13 protein-coding genes and 1 other RNA gene are annotated in these 18,014 nt (G+C 68.7%); 3 read left to right on the plus strand and 11 right to left on the minus strand.

Annotated elements, in window-relative coordinates:
- Positions 1-33 precede the first annotated feature (33 nt).
- The 5 genes from AWB95_RS12240 to AWB95_RS12260 all read right to left on the minus strand — a co-directional run bounded on the left by AWB95_RS12240 (position 34) and on the right by AWB95_RS12260 (position 9,028).
- Entirely contained in the window at positions 34-3,000 is a 2,967-nt protein-coding gene (locus AWB95_RS12240) for a bifunctional [glutamine synthetase] adenylyltransferase/[glutamine synthetase]-adenylyl-L-tyrosine phosphorylase (protein ID WP_085168280.1), read from the minus strand.
- Positions 3,001-3,024: 24 nt separating this feature from the next.
- Positions 3,025-4,365 (minus strand): type I glutamate--ammonia ligase, encoded by a 1,341-nt coding sequence (gene glnA / locus AWB95_RS12245; protein WP_085168281.1) that lies wholly within the window; start codon positions 4,363-4,365, stop codon positions 3,025-3,027.
- 20 nt (positions 4,366-4,385) lie between these two features.
- On the minus strand, positions 4,386-5,915 hold the full coding sequence (locus tag AWB95_RS12250; protein ID WP_099539473.1) for an alpha/beta hydrolase: 1,530 nt from the start codon (positions 5,913-5,915) through the stop codon (positions 4,386-4,388).
- Positions 5,916-6,038: 123 nt separating this feature from the next.
- On the minus strand, positions 6,039-7,604 hold the full coding sequence (locus AWB95_RS12255; RefSeq protein ID WP_099539465.1) for an alpha/beta hydrolase: 1,566 nt from the start codon (positions 7,602-7,604) through the stop codon (positions 6,039-6,041).
- Positions 7,605-7,636: 32 nt separating this feature from the next.
- Entirely contained in the window at positions 7,637-9,028 is a 1,392-nt protein-coding gene (locus AWB95_RS12260; protein ID WP_062539914.1) for a WS/DGAT/MGAT family O-acyltransferase, read from the minus strand.
- Positions 9,029-9,210: 182 nt separating this feature from the next.
- On the opposite strand from AWB95_RS12260, the gene panB reads away from it, so the two are divergent.
- Both panB and AWB95_RS12270 read left to right on the plus strand, forming a co-directional pair.
- Positions 9,211-10,050 carry a 3-methyl-2-oxobutanoate hydroxymethyltransferase gene (gene panB, locus AWB95_RS12265; RefSeq protein WP_062539913.1) on the plus strand — a complete coding sequence of 280 codons (840 nt, stop codon included), beginning with the start codon at positions 9,211-9,213 and terminating at the stop codon, positions 10,048-10,050.
- Positions 10,051-10,063: 13 nt separating this feature from the next.
- Entirely contained in the window at positions 10,064-11,533 is a 1,470-nt protein-coding gene (locus AWB95_RS12270; RefSeq protein WP_062539910.1) for a CYTH and CHAD domain-containing protein, read from the plus strand.
- Between the two features lie 6 nt (positions 11,534-11,539).
- Here AWB95_RS12270 and rnpB read toward each other — a convergent pair.
- Together rnpB and AWB95_RS12280 are read right to left on the minus strand one after the other, a co-directional pair.
- Positions 11,540-11,926, minus strand: an RNA gene (rnpB, locus tag AWB95_RS12275) — RNase P RNA component class A.
- 55 nt (positions 11,927-11,981) lie between these two features.
- Positions 11,982-13,268, minus strand: coding sequence for an HNH endonuclease (locus tag AWB95_RS12280; protein WP_085168282.1), 1,287 nt, complete (start codon positions 13,266-13,268; stop codon positions 11,982-11,984).
- Positions 13,269-13,315: 47 nt separating this feature from the next.
- On the opposite strand from AWB95_RS12280, the gene AWB95_RS12285 reads away from it, so the two are divergent.
- Positions 13,316-14,029, plus strand: a complete 714-nt coding sequence (locus AWB95_RS12285; protein ID WP_062541268.1) for a 2OG-Fe(II) oxygenase — start codon at positions 13,316-13,318, stop codon at positions 14,027-14,029.
- Between the two features lie 8 nt (positions 14,030-14,037).
- Here AWB95_RS12285 and AWB95_RS12290 read toward each other — a convergent pair whose 3' ends face one another.
- Genes AWB95_RS12290 through cobC form a run of 4 tightly spaced genes read right to left on the minus strand, consistent with a single transcriptional unit; the run spans position 14,038 to position 18,009 of the window.
- Positions 14,038-15,114 (minus strand): bifunctional RNase H/acid phosphatase, encoded by a 1,077-nt coding sequence (locus tag AWB95_RS12290; RefSeq protein ID WP_062541269.1) that lies wholly within the window; start codon positions 15,112-15,114, stop codon positions 14,038-14,040.
- A complete protein-coding gene (locus AWB95_RS12295; RefSeq protein WP_062541270.1) occupies positions 15,111-15,845 on the minus strand; it encodes a zinc ribbon domain-containing protein in 735 nt (244 codons plus the stop codon). Before AWB95_RS12295 ends, AWB95_RS12290 begins: the two co-directional genes overlap by 4 nt.
- The gene (locus tag AWB95_RS12300) at positions 15,842-16,981 is read right to left on the minus strand and encodes a Nif3-like dinuclear metal center hexameric protein (RefSeq protein ID WP_062541271.1); all 1,140 of its coding nucleotides are present in this window, start codon (positions 16,979-16,981) and stop codon (positions 15,842-15,844) included. The genes AWB95_RS12295 and AWB95_RS12300 overlap by 4 nt, the downstream gene beginning before the upstream one ends.
- Positions 16,978-18,009 carry an Rv2231c family histidinol phosphate aminotransferase CobC gene (gene cobC / locus AWB95_RS12305; protein WP_085168283.1) on the minus strand — a complete coding sequence of 344 codons (1,032 nt, stop codon included), beginning with the start codon at positions 18,007-18,009 and terminating at the stop codon, positions 16,978-16,980. Before cobC ends, AWB95_RS12300 begins: the two co-directional genes overlap by 4 nt.
- Positions 18,010-18,014 lie beyond the last annotated feature (5 nt).

Consider the following 18,014-nt stretch of genomic DNA (forward strand, 5'->3'; position numbering starts at 1 on the left):
ACCTCGTACTCGATGTTCACCCGCGCCTGCTCCTCAATCTCCGAAAACCTTGCGCACCACCGCTTTTGCGCGACGCGTCACCCGCAGGTAGTTGTCCAGGAACTCGCCGCCGTCACCTTTATCCCAACCGGCGGCGGCCGCGACCGCGTTGAGCTGACGCCCCGGCCCCGGCAGCTGGTCGGTGGGCTTGCCGCGCACCAGCACCAGCGCGTTGCGTGCCCGCGTCGCCGTCAACCAGGCCTGGCGCAGCAGATCCACCTCGTCGGCGGCGATCAGCTCGGCCGCGGCGATGGCGTCCAGGGATTCCAGCGTCGAAGTGTTGTGCAGAGCGGGGATCGCGTGGGCGTGCCGCAGCTGCAGCAACTGCACGGTCCATTCGATGTCGGCCAGTCCGCCGCGCCCCAGCTTGGTGTGTGTGTTCGGGTCGGCGCCGCGCGGCAGCCGCTCGGCGTCGACGCGCGCCTTCATCCGCCGGATTTCGCGCACCGCTTCGGCGGACACTCCCCCCTCGGGGTAACGCGTCTTGTCGGCCATCAGAAGGAAACGCTGGCCGAGCTCCGCGTCACCGGCCACCGAGTGTGCGCGCAGCAGTGCCTGCACCTCCCACGGCTGCGCCCACTGCTCGTAGTAGGCGGCGTACGACGCCAGCGTGCGGACCAGCGGACCGTTGCGCCCCTCCGGGCGCAGATTGGCGTCGACCTCCAGCGGCGGATCGGCGCTGGGCGTGCCCAGTAGAGCCCGGACACCCTCTGCCACCGACACCGACCAGCGCACCGCGGCCGAATCCTCCACGCCGGCAGCCGGTTCGCAGACGAACATCACGTCGGCGTCCGAGCCGTAGCCCAATTCGCGGCCACCCAGGCGGCCCATCCCGATCACGGCAATCTTGGCGGGGGTCCGGCCATCCGCGGGAGTGTTCGCGCGGATCACCGCGTCCAGTGCGGCCTGCAGCACCGCCACCCACACCGAGGTGAGCGCGGCGCACACGTCGGTCACCTCGAGCATGCCGAGCAGGTCCGCGGAGGCGACGCGGGCCAGCTCTCGGCGGCGCAGGCTACGTGCGGCGGCGATGGCGCGAACCGGGTCGGCGTGCCGGCTCGCCGAGGCCACCAGCGCGCCGGCGACCGCGTCGGGATCGGTTTCCAGCAGCTTCGGTCCCGACGGTCCGTCGCCGTAGGACTGAATGACCTCCGGCGCGCGCATCAGCAGATCCGGCACATACGCCGAGGTGCCCAGCACCCGCATCAGCCGCTTGGCCACCGCGCTGCTGTCCCGCAGCGTCGACAGATACCAGCGGTGCGGCGCCATCGCCTCGGACAGCCGACGGTAGGACAGCAGTCCACCGTCGGGGTCCGGTGTGTCCGACAACCAGTCCAGCAGCTTGGGCAGCAGCACCGACTGCACCCGGCCGCGGCGCCCGCTCTGGTTGATCAACGCGGACAGATGGGTCAGCGCACTCTGCGGCGCGTCATAGCCGAGCGCGGCCAGCTGACGTTCGGCGGCTTCCGGCGTCATGCCCTGGGCGAACTCCAGGCCCGCCGGGCTGACCGATTCCAGCAGCGGCTGATAGAACAGCTTGGCGTGCAGCCGGGACACCCGCACGTTGTGGCGCTTGAGTTCTTCGCGCAGCACACCCAGCGCGTCGCGGCGCCCGTCGGGCAGGATGTGGGCCGCGCGGGCCAGCCAGCGCAGCGCCTCGTCGTCGTCGAGGGCCGGCAGCATGTGGGTGCGCTTGAGCCGCTGCAGCTGCAGCCGGTGTTCCAGCAGCCGAAGAAACTCGTACGAGGCGGTCAGATTGGCCGCGTCGTCGCGGCCGACGTAGCCGCCGCGTCCCAGCGCGGCCAGCGCGTCCACCGTCGAGGCAACGTGCAGCGACTCGTCGCTGCGGCCGTGCACCAGCTGCAGCAGCTGCACCGCGAACTCCACATCGCGCAAGCCGCCGCTGCCGAGTTTGATCTCGCGGCTGCGCACGTCGGCCGGCACCAGCTGCTCGACCCGTCGCCGCATCGCCTGCACCTCGTCGACGAAATCCTCACGCTCGCAAGCGCTCCAGACCATCGGCATCAACGCCGCCACGTAGCGTTGCCCCAGCTCGAGGTCGCCGGCGGCCGGTCGGGCCTTGAGCAGAGCCTGGAACTCCCACGTCTTGGCCCAGCGCTGGTAGTAGGCGATGTGCGAGTCCAGCGTGCGGACCAGCTCGCCGTGCCGGCCCTCCGGGCGCAGGTTGGCGTCCACCTCGAAGAAGGCCTCCGACGCCACCCGCATCATCTCGCCGGCAAGCCGGGTGCTCACCGAGTCGGCGCGCTCGGCAACAAAGATCACATCGACGTCGCTGACGTAGTTCAGTTCGCGGGCACCGCATTTGCCCATCGCGATGACGGCCAGCCGGGGCGGTGTGTCGTCGCCGCACACCGTCTGTTCGGCGACGGACAGCGCCGCGCCCAGTGCGGCGTCGGCGATGTCGGCCAAGTGGGCGCCGACCGCGGTGAACGGCAGCACCGGCTCGTCCTCGACCGCCGAGGCCAGGTCGAGCGCGGCCTGCACCAGCAGCCGGTCACGGTACAGCACCCGCAATTGCTCGAGGCTTGCGCCGCTTGACGTTTCGAGGAAGGTGCGCCGCAGCTCGTCGGCCGACGGCAGTGTCACGTCGCCCCGCAGTAGATGCCAGGACCGCGGGTGGGCGACCAGGTGGTCCCCCAACGCCAGCGAGGAGCCCAGCACCGCCAGCAGCCGGCCCCGTAGCCCGCGATCGGTCAGCAGCGCCGTGTTGAGTTCATCCCATCCGTCGCCGAGCGCCTCGGCCAGCCGGACCATCGCACCCAGCGCGGCGTCGGCATCGGGTGCGCGCGACAGCGCCCACAGCAAGTCGATGTGGTCTTGGTCCTCCTCGCTGTCCCAGCCCAGTTGCGCTAGGTAGGCGCTCGCGCGTGGGTCGACCAACCCGAGCCGGCCGACGCTGGGCAGTTTCGGGCGCTGCGTGGCGGGTTGGCTCACGACCACGACGGTAGCGCACACGGCGCGGCGTCAGAGCGAGAGATACGTCTTGAGCTCGAACGGCGTGACGTGGCTGCGATAGTTGGCCCATTCCCTGCGCTTGTTGCGCAGGAAAAAGTCGAATACGTGCTCCCCCAACGCTTCTGCGACCAGCTCGGAGCTCTCCATGGCGCGAAGCGCACTGTCCAGGCTCGACGGCAGCTCGCGGTAGCCCATCGCGCGGCGCTCCTCGGCCGTGAGGTCCCAGACGTTGTCCTCGGCTTGCGGGCCCAGCGCGTAACCCTTTTCGACGCCGCGCAGCCCGGCGGCCAGCAGCACCGCGAACGTCAGGTAGGGGTTGCACGCCGAGTCGGGGCTGCGCACCTCGATGCGCCGCGACGACGTCTTGTGCGGGCTGTACATCGGAATCCGTACCAGCGCCGACCGGTTGGCCGCTCCCCAGGACGCGGCGGTGGGCGCCTCGCCGCCGTGCACCAGCCGCTTGTAGGAGTTGACCCATTGGTTGGTGACCGCGCTGATCTCGCTGGCGTGCTCGAGGATTCCGGCGATGAACGACTTCGCGACGTCAGAGAGCTGCAGCGGGTCGTCGGGGCTGTGGAAGGCGTTGACCTCGCCTTCGAACAGGCTCATGTGGGTGTGCATCGCCGAGCCGGGGAACTGCCCGAACGGCTTGGGCATGAACGACGCCCGCACGCCCTCCTCCAGCGCCACTTCCTTGATCAGGTACCGGAACGTCATCACGTTGTCGGCCATCAACAGCGCGTCGGCGAAGCGAAGATCGATCTCCTGCTGACCCGGCGCGCCTTCGTGGTGGGTGAACTCCACCGAAATGCCCATGGATTCGAGCGCTTCGACCACGCGGCGGCGGAAGTTCGACGCGGAGTCGTGGATAGCTTGGTCGAAGTAGCCGGCGTCGTCGGCCGGGACGGGCGGCTGGCCGTCGTCGGGACCGGGTTGCAGCAGGAAGAACTCGATCTCTGGATGCACGTAGCAGGAGAACCCGAGCTCGTTGGCTTTGCCGAGCTGACGGCGCAGCACGTGGCGCGGGTCGGCCCATGACGGCGAGCCGTCGGGCATGGTGATGTCGCAGAACATCCGGGCCGAGTGGTGATGTCCGGTGCTGGTGGTCCAGGGCAGCACCTGGAAGGTCGACGGGTCGGGATGAGCCACCATGTCGGCTTCCGAGACCCTGGCGAAGCCCTCGATCGAGGAACCGTCGAAGCCGATGCCCTCCTCGAATGCGCCCTCGAGTTCGGCCGGAGCTATCGCGACCGACTTGAGGAAGCCGAGCACATCGGTGAACCACAGCCGGACGAAACGGATATCCCGTTCCTCCAGCGTGCGGAGCACGAATTCCTTCTGTCGATCCATGATGCGAAGCGTATCGCGTCTTAGCACTGCAGGCTGCCCGGAGACACCCCGTCGACGAAATAACGCGCGACTGCGGTGTCGACGCAGCGGTCGCCGTTGAACACGGCGGTGTGCTGGGTGCCGTTGTAGCTGATCAGCGGGGCGCCGAGCTGGCGGGCCAGGTTGACCCCAGCCTGATACGGCGTGGCCGGGTCGTGGGTGGTGGAGACCACGACGACCTTGCCCGGCGCGACGGGTGCCGCCGGATGCGGCGACGACGTGGCCGGCGCCGGCCACAGCGCGCACAGGTCGCGCGGCGCGTATCCGGTGAACTGCCCGTAGGACAGGAATGGTGCGACCTGGCGGATCCGGCGGTCGGCGTCTACCCAGGAGGCCACGTCGGTCGGTGAGGGAGCGTCGACGCATCGGACCGCGTTGAATGCGTCCTGGGAGTTGTCGTAGTGGCCGTCGTCGTCGCGCCCGTTGTAGTCGTCGGCCAGCATCAGCAGGTCACCGGCGTCGGTGCCGTGTTGCAGACCCAGCAACCCGCTGGTCAGATATTTCCAGTGCTGCGGGGTGTAGAGCGCGTTGATGGTGCCGGTGGTCGCGTCGGCGTAGCTCAAGCCGCGCGGATCCGACGTCTTGCCCGGCTTGGTGACCAGCGGGTCGACCAGCTGGTGGTAGCGGGCGACCCATTTGGCGGGGTCGGTGCCCAGCGGGCAGCCCGGCGAGCGGGCGCAGTCGGCCGCGTAGTCGTTGAACGCGGTTTGGAAGCCGGCTTCCTGGTTGACGTTCTCGTCGATCGGCCCGACGGTGGGGTCGATGGCACCGTCGAGCACCATCGACCGCACATGGTTGCCGAACCGCTCGACGTAGGCGGTGCCCAGCTCGGTGCCGTAGCTGAAGCCCAGGTAGTTGAGCTGCTCGTCACCCAGCGCCCGCCGGACCATGTCCATGTCGCGCGCCACGGACTCGGTTCCGACGTTCCGCAGGAACGCCGCGCCCATCCGGTCGGCGCATTGCTGGGCCAGCTGCCGGTAGACCTGTTCGATGTGGGCCACGCCGGCGGGGCTGTAGTCGACCATCGGTTCGCGGCGGTAGGCGTCGAATTCGGCGTCGGTGCGGCAGCGCAGCGTCGGGGTGGAATGGCCGACGCCGCGCGGATCGAATCCCACCAGGTCGAAGCGGCGAACGACCTCGCTGTCCGCCAGGGCGGCGCCCATGCCGGCGACGGTGTCGACGGCCGACGCTCCCGGACCGCCCGGATTGACCAGCAGTGACCCGATGCGGGGTCCGCTGGCCGGGATGCGAATCACGGCGAGCTGAAGCTGGGCCCCTCCGGGCACGGTGTAGTCGACGGGAACCGTCACGGTGGTGCAGCGCGCGCTGGGAATGTCGCTGGTGTCGTCGACGAATCGGCTGCAGCTCCCCCAGGCCGGCGCGGCGGAGCTGGGTGCCTGCCCGGAGTCGGGCTCGGGGGTGGCGTGCCCGGGTGCGACGGCCAGCGCCTGGAGCAACACGAAGGAAAGCAGCGCAGAGCTCAGCCGTCTCATGCGCCACATGGCCAGCAATCGTCGCATGCGCCGGTCACGCGTAGTGCCGCCGGAAGGTCACACCTTGGTCTCGTTATCTGCCGAGCAGACGTAAAATCGCCCAAACCGCACCGCTTTTGGGCGGTTTTGCGTCTGCTCGCCCTAGCATTTCGCGCCCTGGGGCGGCGTGGTGCCCTTGACCAGGTAGGCCGTCGCGTAGTCGTCGATGCAGCTGTTGCCCTGGAACACCACCGTGTGCTGGGTTCCGTCGAAGGTGAGCAGGGCGCCGTGCAGCTGCTTGGCAAGGTCGACACCGGCCTTGTACGGCGTCGCCGGGTCGTGAGTGGTCGACACCACCACGGTCGGCGGCAGCCCCGGCGCCGAGATGCTGTGCGGTTTGCTCGTCGGCGGCACCGGCCAGAACGCGCAGGTGCCCAGCGGCGCGTCGCCGGTGAACTTGCCGTAGCTCATGAACGGCGCGATCTCACGGGAGCGGCGATCCTCGTCGATGACCTTGGCGCGATCCTTGACCGGCGGCTGGTCGACGCAGTTGATCGCCACCCGCGCGTCGCTGGCGTTGGTGTAGTGGCCGTGCGAATCACGGCGCATGTACATGTCGGCCAACGCCAGCAGGGTGTCGCCCCGATCGCTTTTCAGCTCGGTCAGCCCGGTGGTCAGGTGGTGCCACAGGGTCGGCGAGTACAGCGCCATGATGGTGCCGACAATCGCGTCGCTGTAACTGAGCCCGCGTGGGTCCTTGGTGTGCGCCGGCCTGCTCTTCATCGGATTGGCCGGATCGACAAGCGGATTCACCAGGCTGTGGTACACGTCGACCGACTTGGCCGGGTCGGTGCCGAGCGGACAGTTCGGGGCCTTGGCGCATTCGGCCGCGTAGTCGTTGAATGCGTCCTGAAATCCCTTGGCCTGCCGCAAATCTGCCTCGATCGGGTCCGCGTTCGGGTCGACCGCGCCGTCCAGGATCATCGCCCGCACGTTCTGCGGGTAGGCCTCGGCGTAGGCCGACCCGATCCGCGTGCCATACGAGTAGCCCAGGTAGGTCAGCTTGTCGTCGCCCAGCGCATCGCGGATCGCGTCCAGATCGCGTGCGACGTTGACGGTTCCGACGTTCTCCAGGAACTTCTTGCCCATTTTGTCGACACAGCGCTGCACGAACTGCTTGGTCTCGTCTTCGATGTGTGCCACGCCCGCCGGGCTGTAATCCACCTGCGGTTCGGCGCGCAACCGGTCGTTGTCGGCGTCGGAGTTACACCAGATCGCCGGGCGCGACGACGCCACCCCGCGCGGGTCGAAGCCGACCAGGTCGAAGCGCTCGCGGACCTGCGGCGGCAGGGACTGCACGACGCCCACGGCCGCCTCGATCCCGGATTCACCCGGGCCGCCGGGATTGATGACCAGCGAGCCGATCTTGTCGCCGGTTGCCGGGAAACGAATCATCGCCAGCGTCGCGGCGTCGCCGTCGAGGCGGTTGTAGTCGACGGGCACGGCGATCTTGCCGCATTGTGCGCCGGCCGGAAGCTTAACCGCGGTACCGCCGGAGACCCGGCACTGTCCCCACTCCAGCGCCTGGCCGATTTTCGGCCCGGCCATCCGCGCCCGACCGGCGACGACGTGTGTGCAGCTCGCTACAGTGAGCACGATCGCGGCCATTGCGGTCCAGATCAACGTCGTGCGCGCGATCGCGTCGCGGCGAGGCAGGCCCATGTCCACCTATGCTGCCATGCGCCGTAAGCAGCTCGCGGCTACCGGGTCGCGAGGAGCAGTTCTTCCATCCCGACGGCGAAGTCGTCGGCCAATTCCCACAAGTCGGGCACCAGCTCTGGGCAGGCGATCAATCCCACGTTCAGCTTGCCGTTGAGCGACATGACGGTGATGTTGAGCCCCGAGCCGTGGAAAATCGGGCCCAACGGATACATAGCCTTGACCTCGCAGCCCAGCAGATACAGCGGCATCTGCGGACCGGGGACGTTGGACACTACCAGGTTGTGCACCGGCCGGCTGCGGGTCAGCCGGGTCTTGGCGTAGGCCCGCATCGCCAGGCCGAACACGGCCGGCGCGGCGAACTGCGACCAGTCCTGCAACAGCGTGGCGCTGATCGCCGAACTATGTTGCTTGGCAACCGAATTCGCATCGGCAATGGCCTTGATGCGCTCGGCCGGGTCGGCGATATGGGTTTGCAGGCTGGAGAACAGTCCCGAAACCTGGTTGCGGCCGGGCCGGTCGGATTTTCCGTGCACCGACACCGGCACCATCGCCACCAACGACGACTCCGGCAATTCGCCGCGGTCGAACAGGAATTGGCGCAGCACCCCGGACACCAGGGCCATCACCACGTCGTTGACTTTGACGTTGAAGTGGTCCTTGACCTTCTTGATGTCCCCGAGATCCAGCTGCGCATAAGCGATGTTGCGGTGCCCGGTGATGCTGGCGTTGAACGTGGTTCGCGGCGCGGCGAACGGCCGCGCCATCGCCTGACCGCTGCGCGCCCGCGCCACCGTCTTCGCCACCGACGCCGCCGTATTGGGCAGCACGTTGGCCAAATGCAGCGGCCGCGACGCGAACTTCGCGAGACCACTCACGGCGATCTGCATGGTGTTGGCCCCGCCTACCCCGTCGACCGGTTCCGGTGGCGGCGCATCGGCTTCGGTGCTGCAGAGCTGCGACATCAGGTTCGCACCGGTCACTCCGTCCACGCAGGCGTGGTGGACCTTGGTCATCAAGGCCAGCCGGCCGTTCTGCTGGGCGTCGGTGCCCGCGACACCCTCGATGACCCACATTTCCCACAACGGTCGGCTGCGGTCGAGCGGCAGACCCGCGATGTGGCCGCAGATCTCCGACAGTTCCATCCGGCCGCCCGGCGGCGGCAGCCCGATGCGATGCAGATGCCGGCTGATGTCGAAGGTGTCGTCGTCGACCCAAACCGGGTGGTCGAGGTTAAACGCGCTGTCCGCCAGCTTCTCGCGGAACTGCGGCATCGCCTTGATCCGGATCGCCAATTCGTCGCGCAGCCGGTCGAAGCTGTAGCCGCCCGGCATTGTCGAGGTGTCCAGCTCCAATATGGAGCACACATGCAACGGCTGGGAGGGCGTTTCCAGGTACAGAAAACTGGCGTCGAGTCCGCTGAGCCGCTGCATGCGCAGATGGTATGCCCGGCGCACCGCGATGGCGGGGGAATCGCCAATGCACCCACTGTGAGCAACTCAACTGACCTTGGTATGTATCGGTGGGGCGATAGATGGCAGACTGGCAACGTCAGACGAACCCGGGGACCCGGCAGGGCCACGAGGATCGACCCGGCGAACACTCAAGGACAATGATGTCTGAGCACACTGTTTACGGTGGCGCGTCCGGTGCCGCGCCGCGAACCAAGACCCGCATCCACCATCTGCAGAAGATGAAGGCGGAGGGCCACAAGTGGGCCATGCTCACGGCCTACGACTACTCCACCGCACGGATTTTCGACGACGCCGGCATTCCGGTGCTGCTGGTCGGTGACTCCGCCGCCAACGTCGTCTACGGCTACGACACCACGGTGCCCATCAGCATCGACGAGCTGATTCCGCTGGTTCGTGGGGTGGTCCGGGGCGCCCCGCACGCGCTGGTGGTCGCGGATCTGCCGTTCGGCAGTTACGAGGCCGGGCCCGCCGCGGCGCTGGCCAGCGCCACCCGGTTCATGAAGGAAGCCGGCGCGCACGCGGTCAAACTCGAAGGCGGCGAGCGGGTCGCCGAGCAGATCGCTGCGCTCACCGCGGCCGGTATCCCGGTCATGGCGCACATCGGGTTCACCCCCCAAAGCGTCAACACGCTTGGTGGTTTTCGGGTGCAGGGCCGCGGCGACGCCGCCGAACAGACCATCGCCGACGCGATCGCGGTCGCCGAAGCCGGTGCGTTCTCGGTGGTGATGGAGATGGTGCCGGCCGAATTGGCCACCCAGATCACCGGCAAGCTGACAATTCCGACCATCGGCATCGGAGCCGGCCCCAACTGCGACGCCCAGGTGCTGGTCTGGCAGGACATGGCCGGGCTCACCAGCGGCAAGACGGCTCGCTTCGTCAAGCGGTTCGGTGACGTCGGAGGCGAATTACACCGTGCTGCAACACAATACGCTCAAGAGGTGGCCAGCAGCGTTTTCCCCGCCGACGAGCACAGCTTCTGACGTCCCGCGCGACATGCCGCTGAAGGCCCCCAGCACGTCGCGTCAGGTGGAGGTGGAGCGCAAGTTCGACGTCGGCGAGTCGACGTTGCCGCCGTCGTTCGGGGGTATCCCGGGGATCAGCCGGATAGAAAAGCGGCCGGCACAGACGCTGGAGGCCCGGTATTTCGACACGCCCGCGCGTGACCTGGCATCGCATCGAATAACGTTGCGCCGCCGCACCGGCGGCGCCGACGCCGGATGGCATCTGAAACTGCCGGCCGGTCCTGATGTGCGCACCGAGATTCGGGCGCCGCTGAGCGACACGGTGCCCGACGACGTGCGAGATGCGGTGCTGGCCATCGTGCGGGATCGCGAGCTGCGACCGGTCGCGCGGATCACCACGATCCGGGAAGTCCAGCTACTGTCCGACGCCGACGGCGAGCCGCTGGCCGAGTTCTGTGATGACCGCGTCACCGCTTGGCCGGGCGATGCCGGCGCCGAACAGCGGTGGCGCGAATGGGAACTCGAACTTGCCAGACCCGACGCGGTCGCAAAGACTGAGCTGCTGGACCGGCTGAGCACCCGGCTGCTCGACGCCGGAGCCACACCGGCGCGGCATGCATCGAAGTTGGCGCGGGTGCTCGACCGCCACGATACGAATACGATGCCGGCCGATCCGCTGCGCCGGGCAGTAGCTGCGCAGGTCGACCAGTTGCTGGCTTGGGATCGCGCCGTGCGCGCCGACGTCGACGACGCCGTGCATCAGATGCGGGTGGCTACCCGCAAGATTCGCAGCCTGTTGCGGGCCTCGCCGGAATCGTTCGGGGTGTCCGACGACCCTTCGGTGCTCGACCAATTGCGGGAGCTAGCGGCGGTGCTGGGCGAGGCCCGCGATGCCGAGGTCTTGGCCGAGCGCTACCGGCAGGCGCTTGACCGGCTCCCACCACAGCTGGTGCGCGGACGGGTCCGGGAACGTCTGGTCGATGACGCTCAGGACCGCTACCGGGCGGGCTTGCGTCGGTCGTTGGACGTGATGCGCTCGCAGCAATACTTCCGGTTGCTCGACGCCCTGGAAGCGCTGGTGGCCGAACCCGCGGCGACGGGCGCCGGCCAGAAGCCGAAGCCAGCGGTCGGCGCCGGTTACAAACGAGTGCGCAAGGCCGCCAAGACCGCGGCCACGACGCCCGACGACGGCCGCGATGCGGCACTGCACCGAATCCGTAAGCGCGCCAAGCGACTTCGATACATCGCTGCCGCAGTGAGCATGACGAAGGTGGCGAAGCGCGCGGAGGCGATTCAGTCTTTGCTCGGCGAGCATCAGGACAGCGTGGTCAGCCGAGCACATTTGCAGCAGCAGGCCGACGCCGCAAGCGCGGCCGGCGAGGACACGTTCACCTATGGCCTGCTCTATCAGCAGGAGGCCGATTTGGCCGGTAGTTGTCGACGGCAATTGCCCAATGCGCTGCGCAAACTCGACAAGGCGGTGCGCAAGAAGCTGCGGTAGTCGGGGCGGGCGAGTTGGCCTGTAAGCCGGATTCTGTACCGCGCCACCAAGTGCGCGGCGGCGACCATCCATCTGGACACACCGTCACCGGGTGCCTCAAGCGGCCTACCCGCAGGCTCGGGCGAGCAACCCTCGGACGCCTGCGCGACCGCACCGAAGGTGCGGTCTTCTTGGCCTTGCTTCGGGTGGGGTTTGCCGAGCCATTCCGGTCACCCGGAATGCTGGTGCGCTCTTACCGCACCGTTTCACCCTTACCACCGCGAAGGTGGCGGTCTGTTTTCTGTGGCACTTTCCCGCGGGTCACCCCGGGTTGCCGTTAGCAACCACCCTGCTCTGTGAAGTCCGGACTTTCCTCGACTCGCCGAAACGAGCCGCGGCCGCCCGGCCAACTCGTCCGCGCTACTACCGTACTCGCTAGCGTATGTGCAGGCCAACGGCCGTCGTACGGTTACGCGGCGTGGAGGTCCGACAAGGTTACTCGCACCGCGGCTTCCAGCTCGCTCATATCCAACCATGACGGCGCTCTGGGCAGCGGCGGGGCACTCGATAGGTAGCGAGCTCCCGTCGGAGTGGTGAATTGGGCTGTGTGACGGCCGGTTTCGTCGATGTCGGTTCTGACCTGCCAACCGGCGGCTTCTTTGACGTAATTGCAGTGTTCACAGGCGCCGAGTCCGTTGACGGCTGCGGTCGGTCCACCACGGGCGTGCGGCGTGGCGTGGTCGCGGTGTCGGATCGGCGCGTCACAGTACGGGGTGCGGCATCGTTGGTCCCGGAGTTCGATGAAGGTGGCGAGCCCGCGGGGAAAGGTCCGGGCCCGGGATTCCATGGCCACCAGCGCACCCGAGCGGGGATGGGTGTACAGCCGGCGCAGTGTTGCGCGCGACCGTGGGTCCGTGGCGGCGGCCGAGACCAGCCCGCGGGCGATCGCCGCCGGGATCGGGCCATAACCGCGAATATCGGCCGGGAGGGCGTCACCGCCGAGCAAGGTGTGGTCGGAAAGCACCAGGCTTACCGCGATCGGCGTCGCGGTGGCTGCGCTGCGACCCGTGACCCGCTCAACGAGCGTGTCGGCCATGACCTGGCCGCGCGAACGTTGGTCAAAGGTGGTGTCAGCGGCACGGCGCAGGGCAGCGTACACCGACACGCCCTGGGCCACCGGCAACAGCGCCGTCAGATAGGTCATGGTGTCCGGTGCGGGACGGATGGTCACGTTGCGCTCGGATTCCGCTTTGGCCGCGCGGTCGACGACGGCGTGCGGATCCAGGCGGTAGGCGATCGACTTGGCGGCTGCGGCCAGCCGGGCGTCGCCCATCCCTTCCAGATCGCCCGGATCGGCGCACAGTTCGGCGTCCAGCGTCTGTCGATCCTCGACACCCAGGCACGCGCTCTCCCGCACGATCAGCGTGGCCCGCCATTCCGAAAGGAACCCCAGCTCCAACGCGGCCAGCGTATGCGGCATCTCATGCACGAGGGCCTTGGCGAACCCGAGGTGGCGACCGCCGCGGACCGGCGAATCGCGCCGGGCGAGGGCGACCTCGCTGGCCACTCCCCGCCCTCGACGCGCTGCGGGCATACCAGCCGCTGCTTCCGCGGCCCGCCGAGACGCATCCAACGCAGCCGCTGCCCGAGCCTGCCCGGCGGCCGCCGCCGATTTGAGCCGCTCGAGCTCGGCGATCCGCGCGACCAGCGCCGACTCGTCGGCGGCCGGGTCGATGCGAGCCATCTGTTCGAACATATTTTCGATAGTACACGACTCTGGCGACATTGCCTATCGTCTACTCAATGCCGAACCGCTGGGAAAAGCGCGTCGACGCCGGCGACTGGGCAGCCATCGCCGCCGCCGTTAACGACCACGGCGGCGCGCTGCTGCCGAAACTGCTGACCCGCGCCGAGGCAGGCAAGCTGCGCAAGCTCTACAGCAGAGACGAGCTGTTCCGCAGGACCATCGACATGCGACAGCACCGGTATGGGGCAGGTGAGTATCGGTACTTCCATGCGCCCTACCCCGAGCCGATCGAGCGGCTCAAGCACGCGCTGTATCCGCGGCTGGTGCCCATCGCCCGCGACTGGTCAGCCAAGCTCGGCCGGGACGCGCCATGGCCCGACAGCCTCGACGAATGGCTCGCGAAGTGCCATGCCGCCGGTCAGGTCAGACCGACGGCGCTCATGCTGAAGTACGGTCCCGACGACTGGAATGCCCTGCATCGAGACCTCTACGGCGACTTGGTGTTTCCGCTTCAAGTGGTGATCAATCTGAGCGACCCGGACACCGAATACACAGGCGGCGAGTTTCTGTTGGTCGAGCAGCGGCCACGGGCGCAGTCCCGCGGCACCGCAATCCAGTTGCCGCAGGGCCACGGCTTCCTGTTCACCACCCGGGACCGCCCGGTCCGCTCTACCCGCGGCTGGTCGGCATCACAGGTGCGCCATGGTCTTTCGGTGGTCCGCTCCGGTGAGCGCTATGCGCTCGGCCTGATCTTTCACGACGCCGCCTGAACGCGCAGTCAGAGATACGCCGTCTGGTTCACCAGCCGTACCGACGACGCCCCGTCCGGATAGAACTCGGCGATGCTCAGCGACGCCAGGTCCAGGTGCAGCCGATACAGAATCCCGGGTCCGGCGTCGAGCGCGATCCGCAGCAGCATCTTGATCGGCGTCACATGCGAGACCACCAATACCGTTGTGCCGCCGTGTTCGTCGATGATCCGATCCCGCGCCCGGACGACGCGCCGATGCACGGCATCGAAGCTCTCTCCGCCCGGCGGTGTGGTGCTGGTGTCACGCAGCCAGCGCCGGTGCAGCTCCGGATCACGTTCGGCCGCTTCGGAAAACGTAAGCTCCTCCCACGCACCGAAATCGGTTTCGACCAGGTCGTCGTCGACGGTCACATCGAGGCCGAGCGCCTTGGCCGCCGTCGTCGCGGTGTCATAGCAGCGCTGCAGCGGTGAGCTGACCACCGCGGCGATTCCGCCCCGTTGCGCCAGATACCGTGCCGCCGCGTCGGCTTGGCGCCTCCCCAGGTCGGTCAGGGCGGGGTTGCCGCGTCCTGAGTAGCGGCGCTGGACCGACAGTTCGGTCTGGCCATGGCGCAACAGCAGCAGCCGGCTGGCGGCGCCGCGGGCCCCGGTCCAGCCGGGCGCCATCGCGGGTTTGGTTGCAGCCGTCCCGGATTCGACCTCTGCAGCGGCGTCCATCGCTTCATTGGCCAACCGGTCGGCGTAGGAGTTCTGTGCGCGCGGCACCCACGAATAGCTGATCGCCTCGAACCGCGACGCCAGCGCGCGCGCCTGCGCATGCAGTTGCGCCAGGTCGGGGTGCTTGACCTGCCAGCGCCCCGACATCTGCTCGACCACCAGCTTGGAGTCCATCGAGACGGCAACCTCGGTGGCGCCAAGCCTCGCCGCCTCCTCCAAACCCGCGATCAAGCCGCGGTATTCGGCAACGTTGTTGGTGGCCCGGCCGATCGCCTGCTTGCTTTCAGCCAGGACGGTGGAACGGTCGGCCGTCCACACCACCGACCCATACCCGGCCGGGCCGGGATTACCGCGGGATCCGCCGTCCGCCTCGACGATGACTTTCACTGGTCGAAGCCCTTGACCCGCAGCAGGATCGCGCCGCATTCCGGGCAGCGCAGCACGTCGTCGTCGGCGGCCGTCGCGATTCGGGAAAGCTCGCCGCGGTCGATTTCGATCCGGCAGGCACCGCATCGGCGTCCTTGCAGCGGCCCTGCACCCGGTCCGCCGTGAGCACGCTGCCGTTCGTAGAGCGCGACCAGCTCGGGGTCCAGTGCCGCGGTCAGTTCGTCGCGTCGCGTCGCGCGCCGCCGGCGGGTCTGGTCGATTTCGGCGAGCGCGTTGTCGAGAGCCTGCTGGGCGGCGCTCAATTCGGCCTGCAACCCGTCGATCGCGGCCAGTTCGGCGTCCTGCCGAGCCTGCAGTTCCTCACGGCGCTCCATGACCTCCAGCAGCGAATCCTCCAGGCTGGATTGGCGCCGCTGCAGCGTTTCCAGTTCGTGCTGCAGTTCGGAGAGTTGCTTGGCGTCTGCCACCGACTGCAGCAGCGCACGGTCGCGGTCTTCGCGCTGGCGCACGGCGTCGATCTCGGATTCGAATCGTGCGACCTGAGCGTCCAAGTCCTCCAGCGCGATTCGCAGCGCTGCCAGCCGGTCGTTGGCTGCGCCGTGGTCGGCCTGTATCCGCTCGTAGTCCTGCTGTTCGGGCAGATGACCGGCCCGATGCGTGAGGCGAGCCAGCTCGGCGTCCAGCTCGGCCAACTCGAGCAGCGAACGCTGCTGGGCTACTGCGGCTTTCACGTGTGTGGCCCTCCGGCGATGTTGTCGATGTTCCAGGGGTCGGTGCGGACGGGGCATACCCGTACCGGTAGCGCGTCGTCAAAAGCGGACCGTAAGACCTCGGCGGCCTGGTCGCACCACGGGTATTCGCTGGCCCAGTGAGCGACGTCTATCAGAGCCACCTCCGACGCGCGACGGTGTTCGTCGGCCGGGTGGTGGCGCAGGTCCGCGGTGACATAGGCCTGCACACCGGCCGCTGCCACGGCGTCCAGCAACGAGTCGCCGGCGCCGCCACAGACCGCGACCCGCGACACCGGCATATCGGGATCACCGGCGGCGCGCACTCCCCACGACGTCTTGGGCAGGCCGGCGTTGACGCGGGACACGAAGTCGCGCAACGGTTCTGGTTGTGGCAGCGTCCCGATGCGGCCCAAGCCGACGTCGGTGGGCGAAGCCGTCAGTGCGATGATGTCGAACGCGGGTTCTTCGTAGGGATGGGCGGCGCGCATGGCGGCAAGGACCTGCCGGCGTGCCCGGGCCGGCGCGACGAACTCGACCCGGTCCTCCGCCACCCGTTCGACGGCGCCGACGCTACCGATCGCGGGCGTGGCCGCGTCGCCCGGCAAGAACTGGCCGGTGCCGGTGACGCTCCAACTGCATTGCGAATACTCGCCGATGACGCCGGCGCCCGCTGCGAAGACCGCCGCGCGCACGGCGTCCGCGCTCTCCGGCGGCACGAAGATCACCCACTTGTCCGAGTCGGTGACCGCGGGCAGTGGTTCCACGACCGCTTCGACCGTCAACCCGAGCGCCCGTGCCAGCGCGTCGGACACACCCGGGGACGCCGCGTCGGCGTTGGTGTGGGCGGTGAACAGCGAACGGCCGGAACGGATCAGCCGGTGTATCAGTGCGCCCTTGGCGGTGCTGGCTGCGACGGTGTCCACGCCGCGCAGCAGCAGCGGGTGATGAGCCAGCAGCAGGCCGCCGTCGGGAACCTCGTCGACCACGGCCGCGGTGGCGTCGACCGCCACCGTCACCGACTCCACCGGGTCGTCGGGGTCGCCGCACACCAGCCCGACCGAATCCCACGACTGGGCGAGCCGCGGCGGGTAGGCCTCGTCGAGCACGCCGATGACGTCGGCAAGCCGCGCGCTCACGGCAATGCCCCGGCGATAGCCTCGATCAGCACCGGCCACTCCGGGCGCACCGCGGCGCGCAGGTAGCGCCCGTCCAGCCCGACGAACGTGTCACACCGACGAACGGCAATCCCCTTGGCGTGCAAGTGCTTTCGCATTAGCTCGGCGTCGGGCACGCTGAACAGCACAAAAGGCGCGCGGCCGTCGACCACGTCCAGGCCCAACGACTCCAGGCCCGCCGCCATCTGGCTGCGCAACTCCGCCAGCCGCTGGGCGCCGGCCGCGGCCTCGGCCACCGCGCCGGGCGCACAACAGGCCGCGATCGCCGTCAACTGGAGGGTGCCCAGCGGCCAGTGCGGCCGCGAGCAGCCCAGGCGCGCCAGCACGTCGGGGGCACCCAGCGCGTAGCCCACCCGCAGCCCGGCCAGCGACCAGCTCTTGGTCAGGCTGCGCAGCACCAGCACGTCGGGCAGCGAAGCACCGGCCAGCGACTCCGGTTCGCCTGGAACCGAATCGGCGAACGCCTCGTCGACCACGACGATCCGGCCGGGCCGGCGCAGCGCGAGGATCTGCTCGCGCGCGTGCAGCACCGCGGTCGGGTTTGTCGGGTTGCCCACCACGACCGTATCCGCGTCGTCGGGCACGGAAGCGCCGGCCAGGCCGAACGGCGGCGCCAGCACGACGTGCCGCACCGGGATACCGGCGGCGGCCAGCGCCACCTGCGGTTCGGTGAATGACGGCACGATGGTCGCGGCCAGCCTCGTGCTCAGGTTGGGCAGCAGCGCGAATCCCTCGGCCGCACCGGCCAGCAACATCACCTCGTCGGCGGCGCGGCGGTGGCGTGCGGCGACGGCCTCAATCGCGGCGCGCTCGTCGGCAGCCGCCGGGTAGCGGGCCAGATCGGGCAGGCGGGCAGCCAGCCGCTCGACCAGCCACTGCGGCGGCCGGGTGTCGCGGACATTGACGGCGAAATCGAGCATCCCGGGTTCGGCGGCCTGATCGCCGTGGTAGCGCGCCGCCGCACGCAAGGTCGGGTCCGGACTCGCCACGCTTG

It is taken from the genome of Mycobacterium celatum (genome assembly GCF_002101595.1).
GTDB lineage: Bacteria > Actinomycetota > Actinomycetes > Mycobacteriales > Mycobacteriaceae > Mycobacterium > Mycobacterium celatum.

Bases quoted from the DNA above. Each gene is read 5' to 3' on its own strand.
- AWB95_RS12285 (WP_062541268.1), top strand. From the start codon at position 13,316: ATGCCGAACCGCTGGGAAAAGCGCGTCGACGCCGGCGACTGGGCAGCC.
- AWB95_RS12260 (WP_062539914.1), bottom strand. From the start codon at position 9,028: ATGCAGCGGCTCAGCGGACTCGACGCCAGTTTTCTGTACCTGGAAACG.
- panB (WP_062539913.1), top strand. From the start codon at position 9,211: ATGTCTGAGCACACTGTTTACGGTGGCGCGTCCGGTGCCGCGCCGCGA.
- glnA (WP_085168281.1), bottom strand. From the start codon at position 4,365: ATGGATCGACAGAAGGAATTCGTGCTCCGCACGCTGGAGGAACGGGAT.
- AWB95_RS12270 (WP_062539910.1), top strand. From the start codon at position 10,064: ATGCCGCTGAAGGCCCCCAGCACGTCGCGTCAGGTGGAGGTGGAGCGC.
- AWB95_RS12280 (WP_085168282.1), bottom strand. From the start codon at position 13,268: ATGTTCGAACAGATGGCTCGCATCGACCCGGCCGCCGACGAGTCGGCG.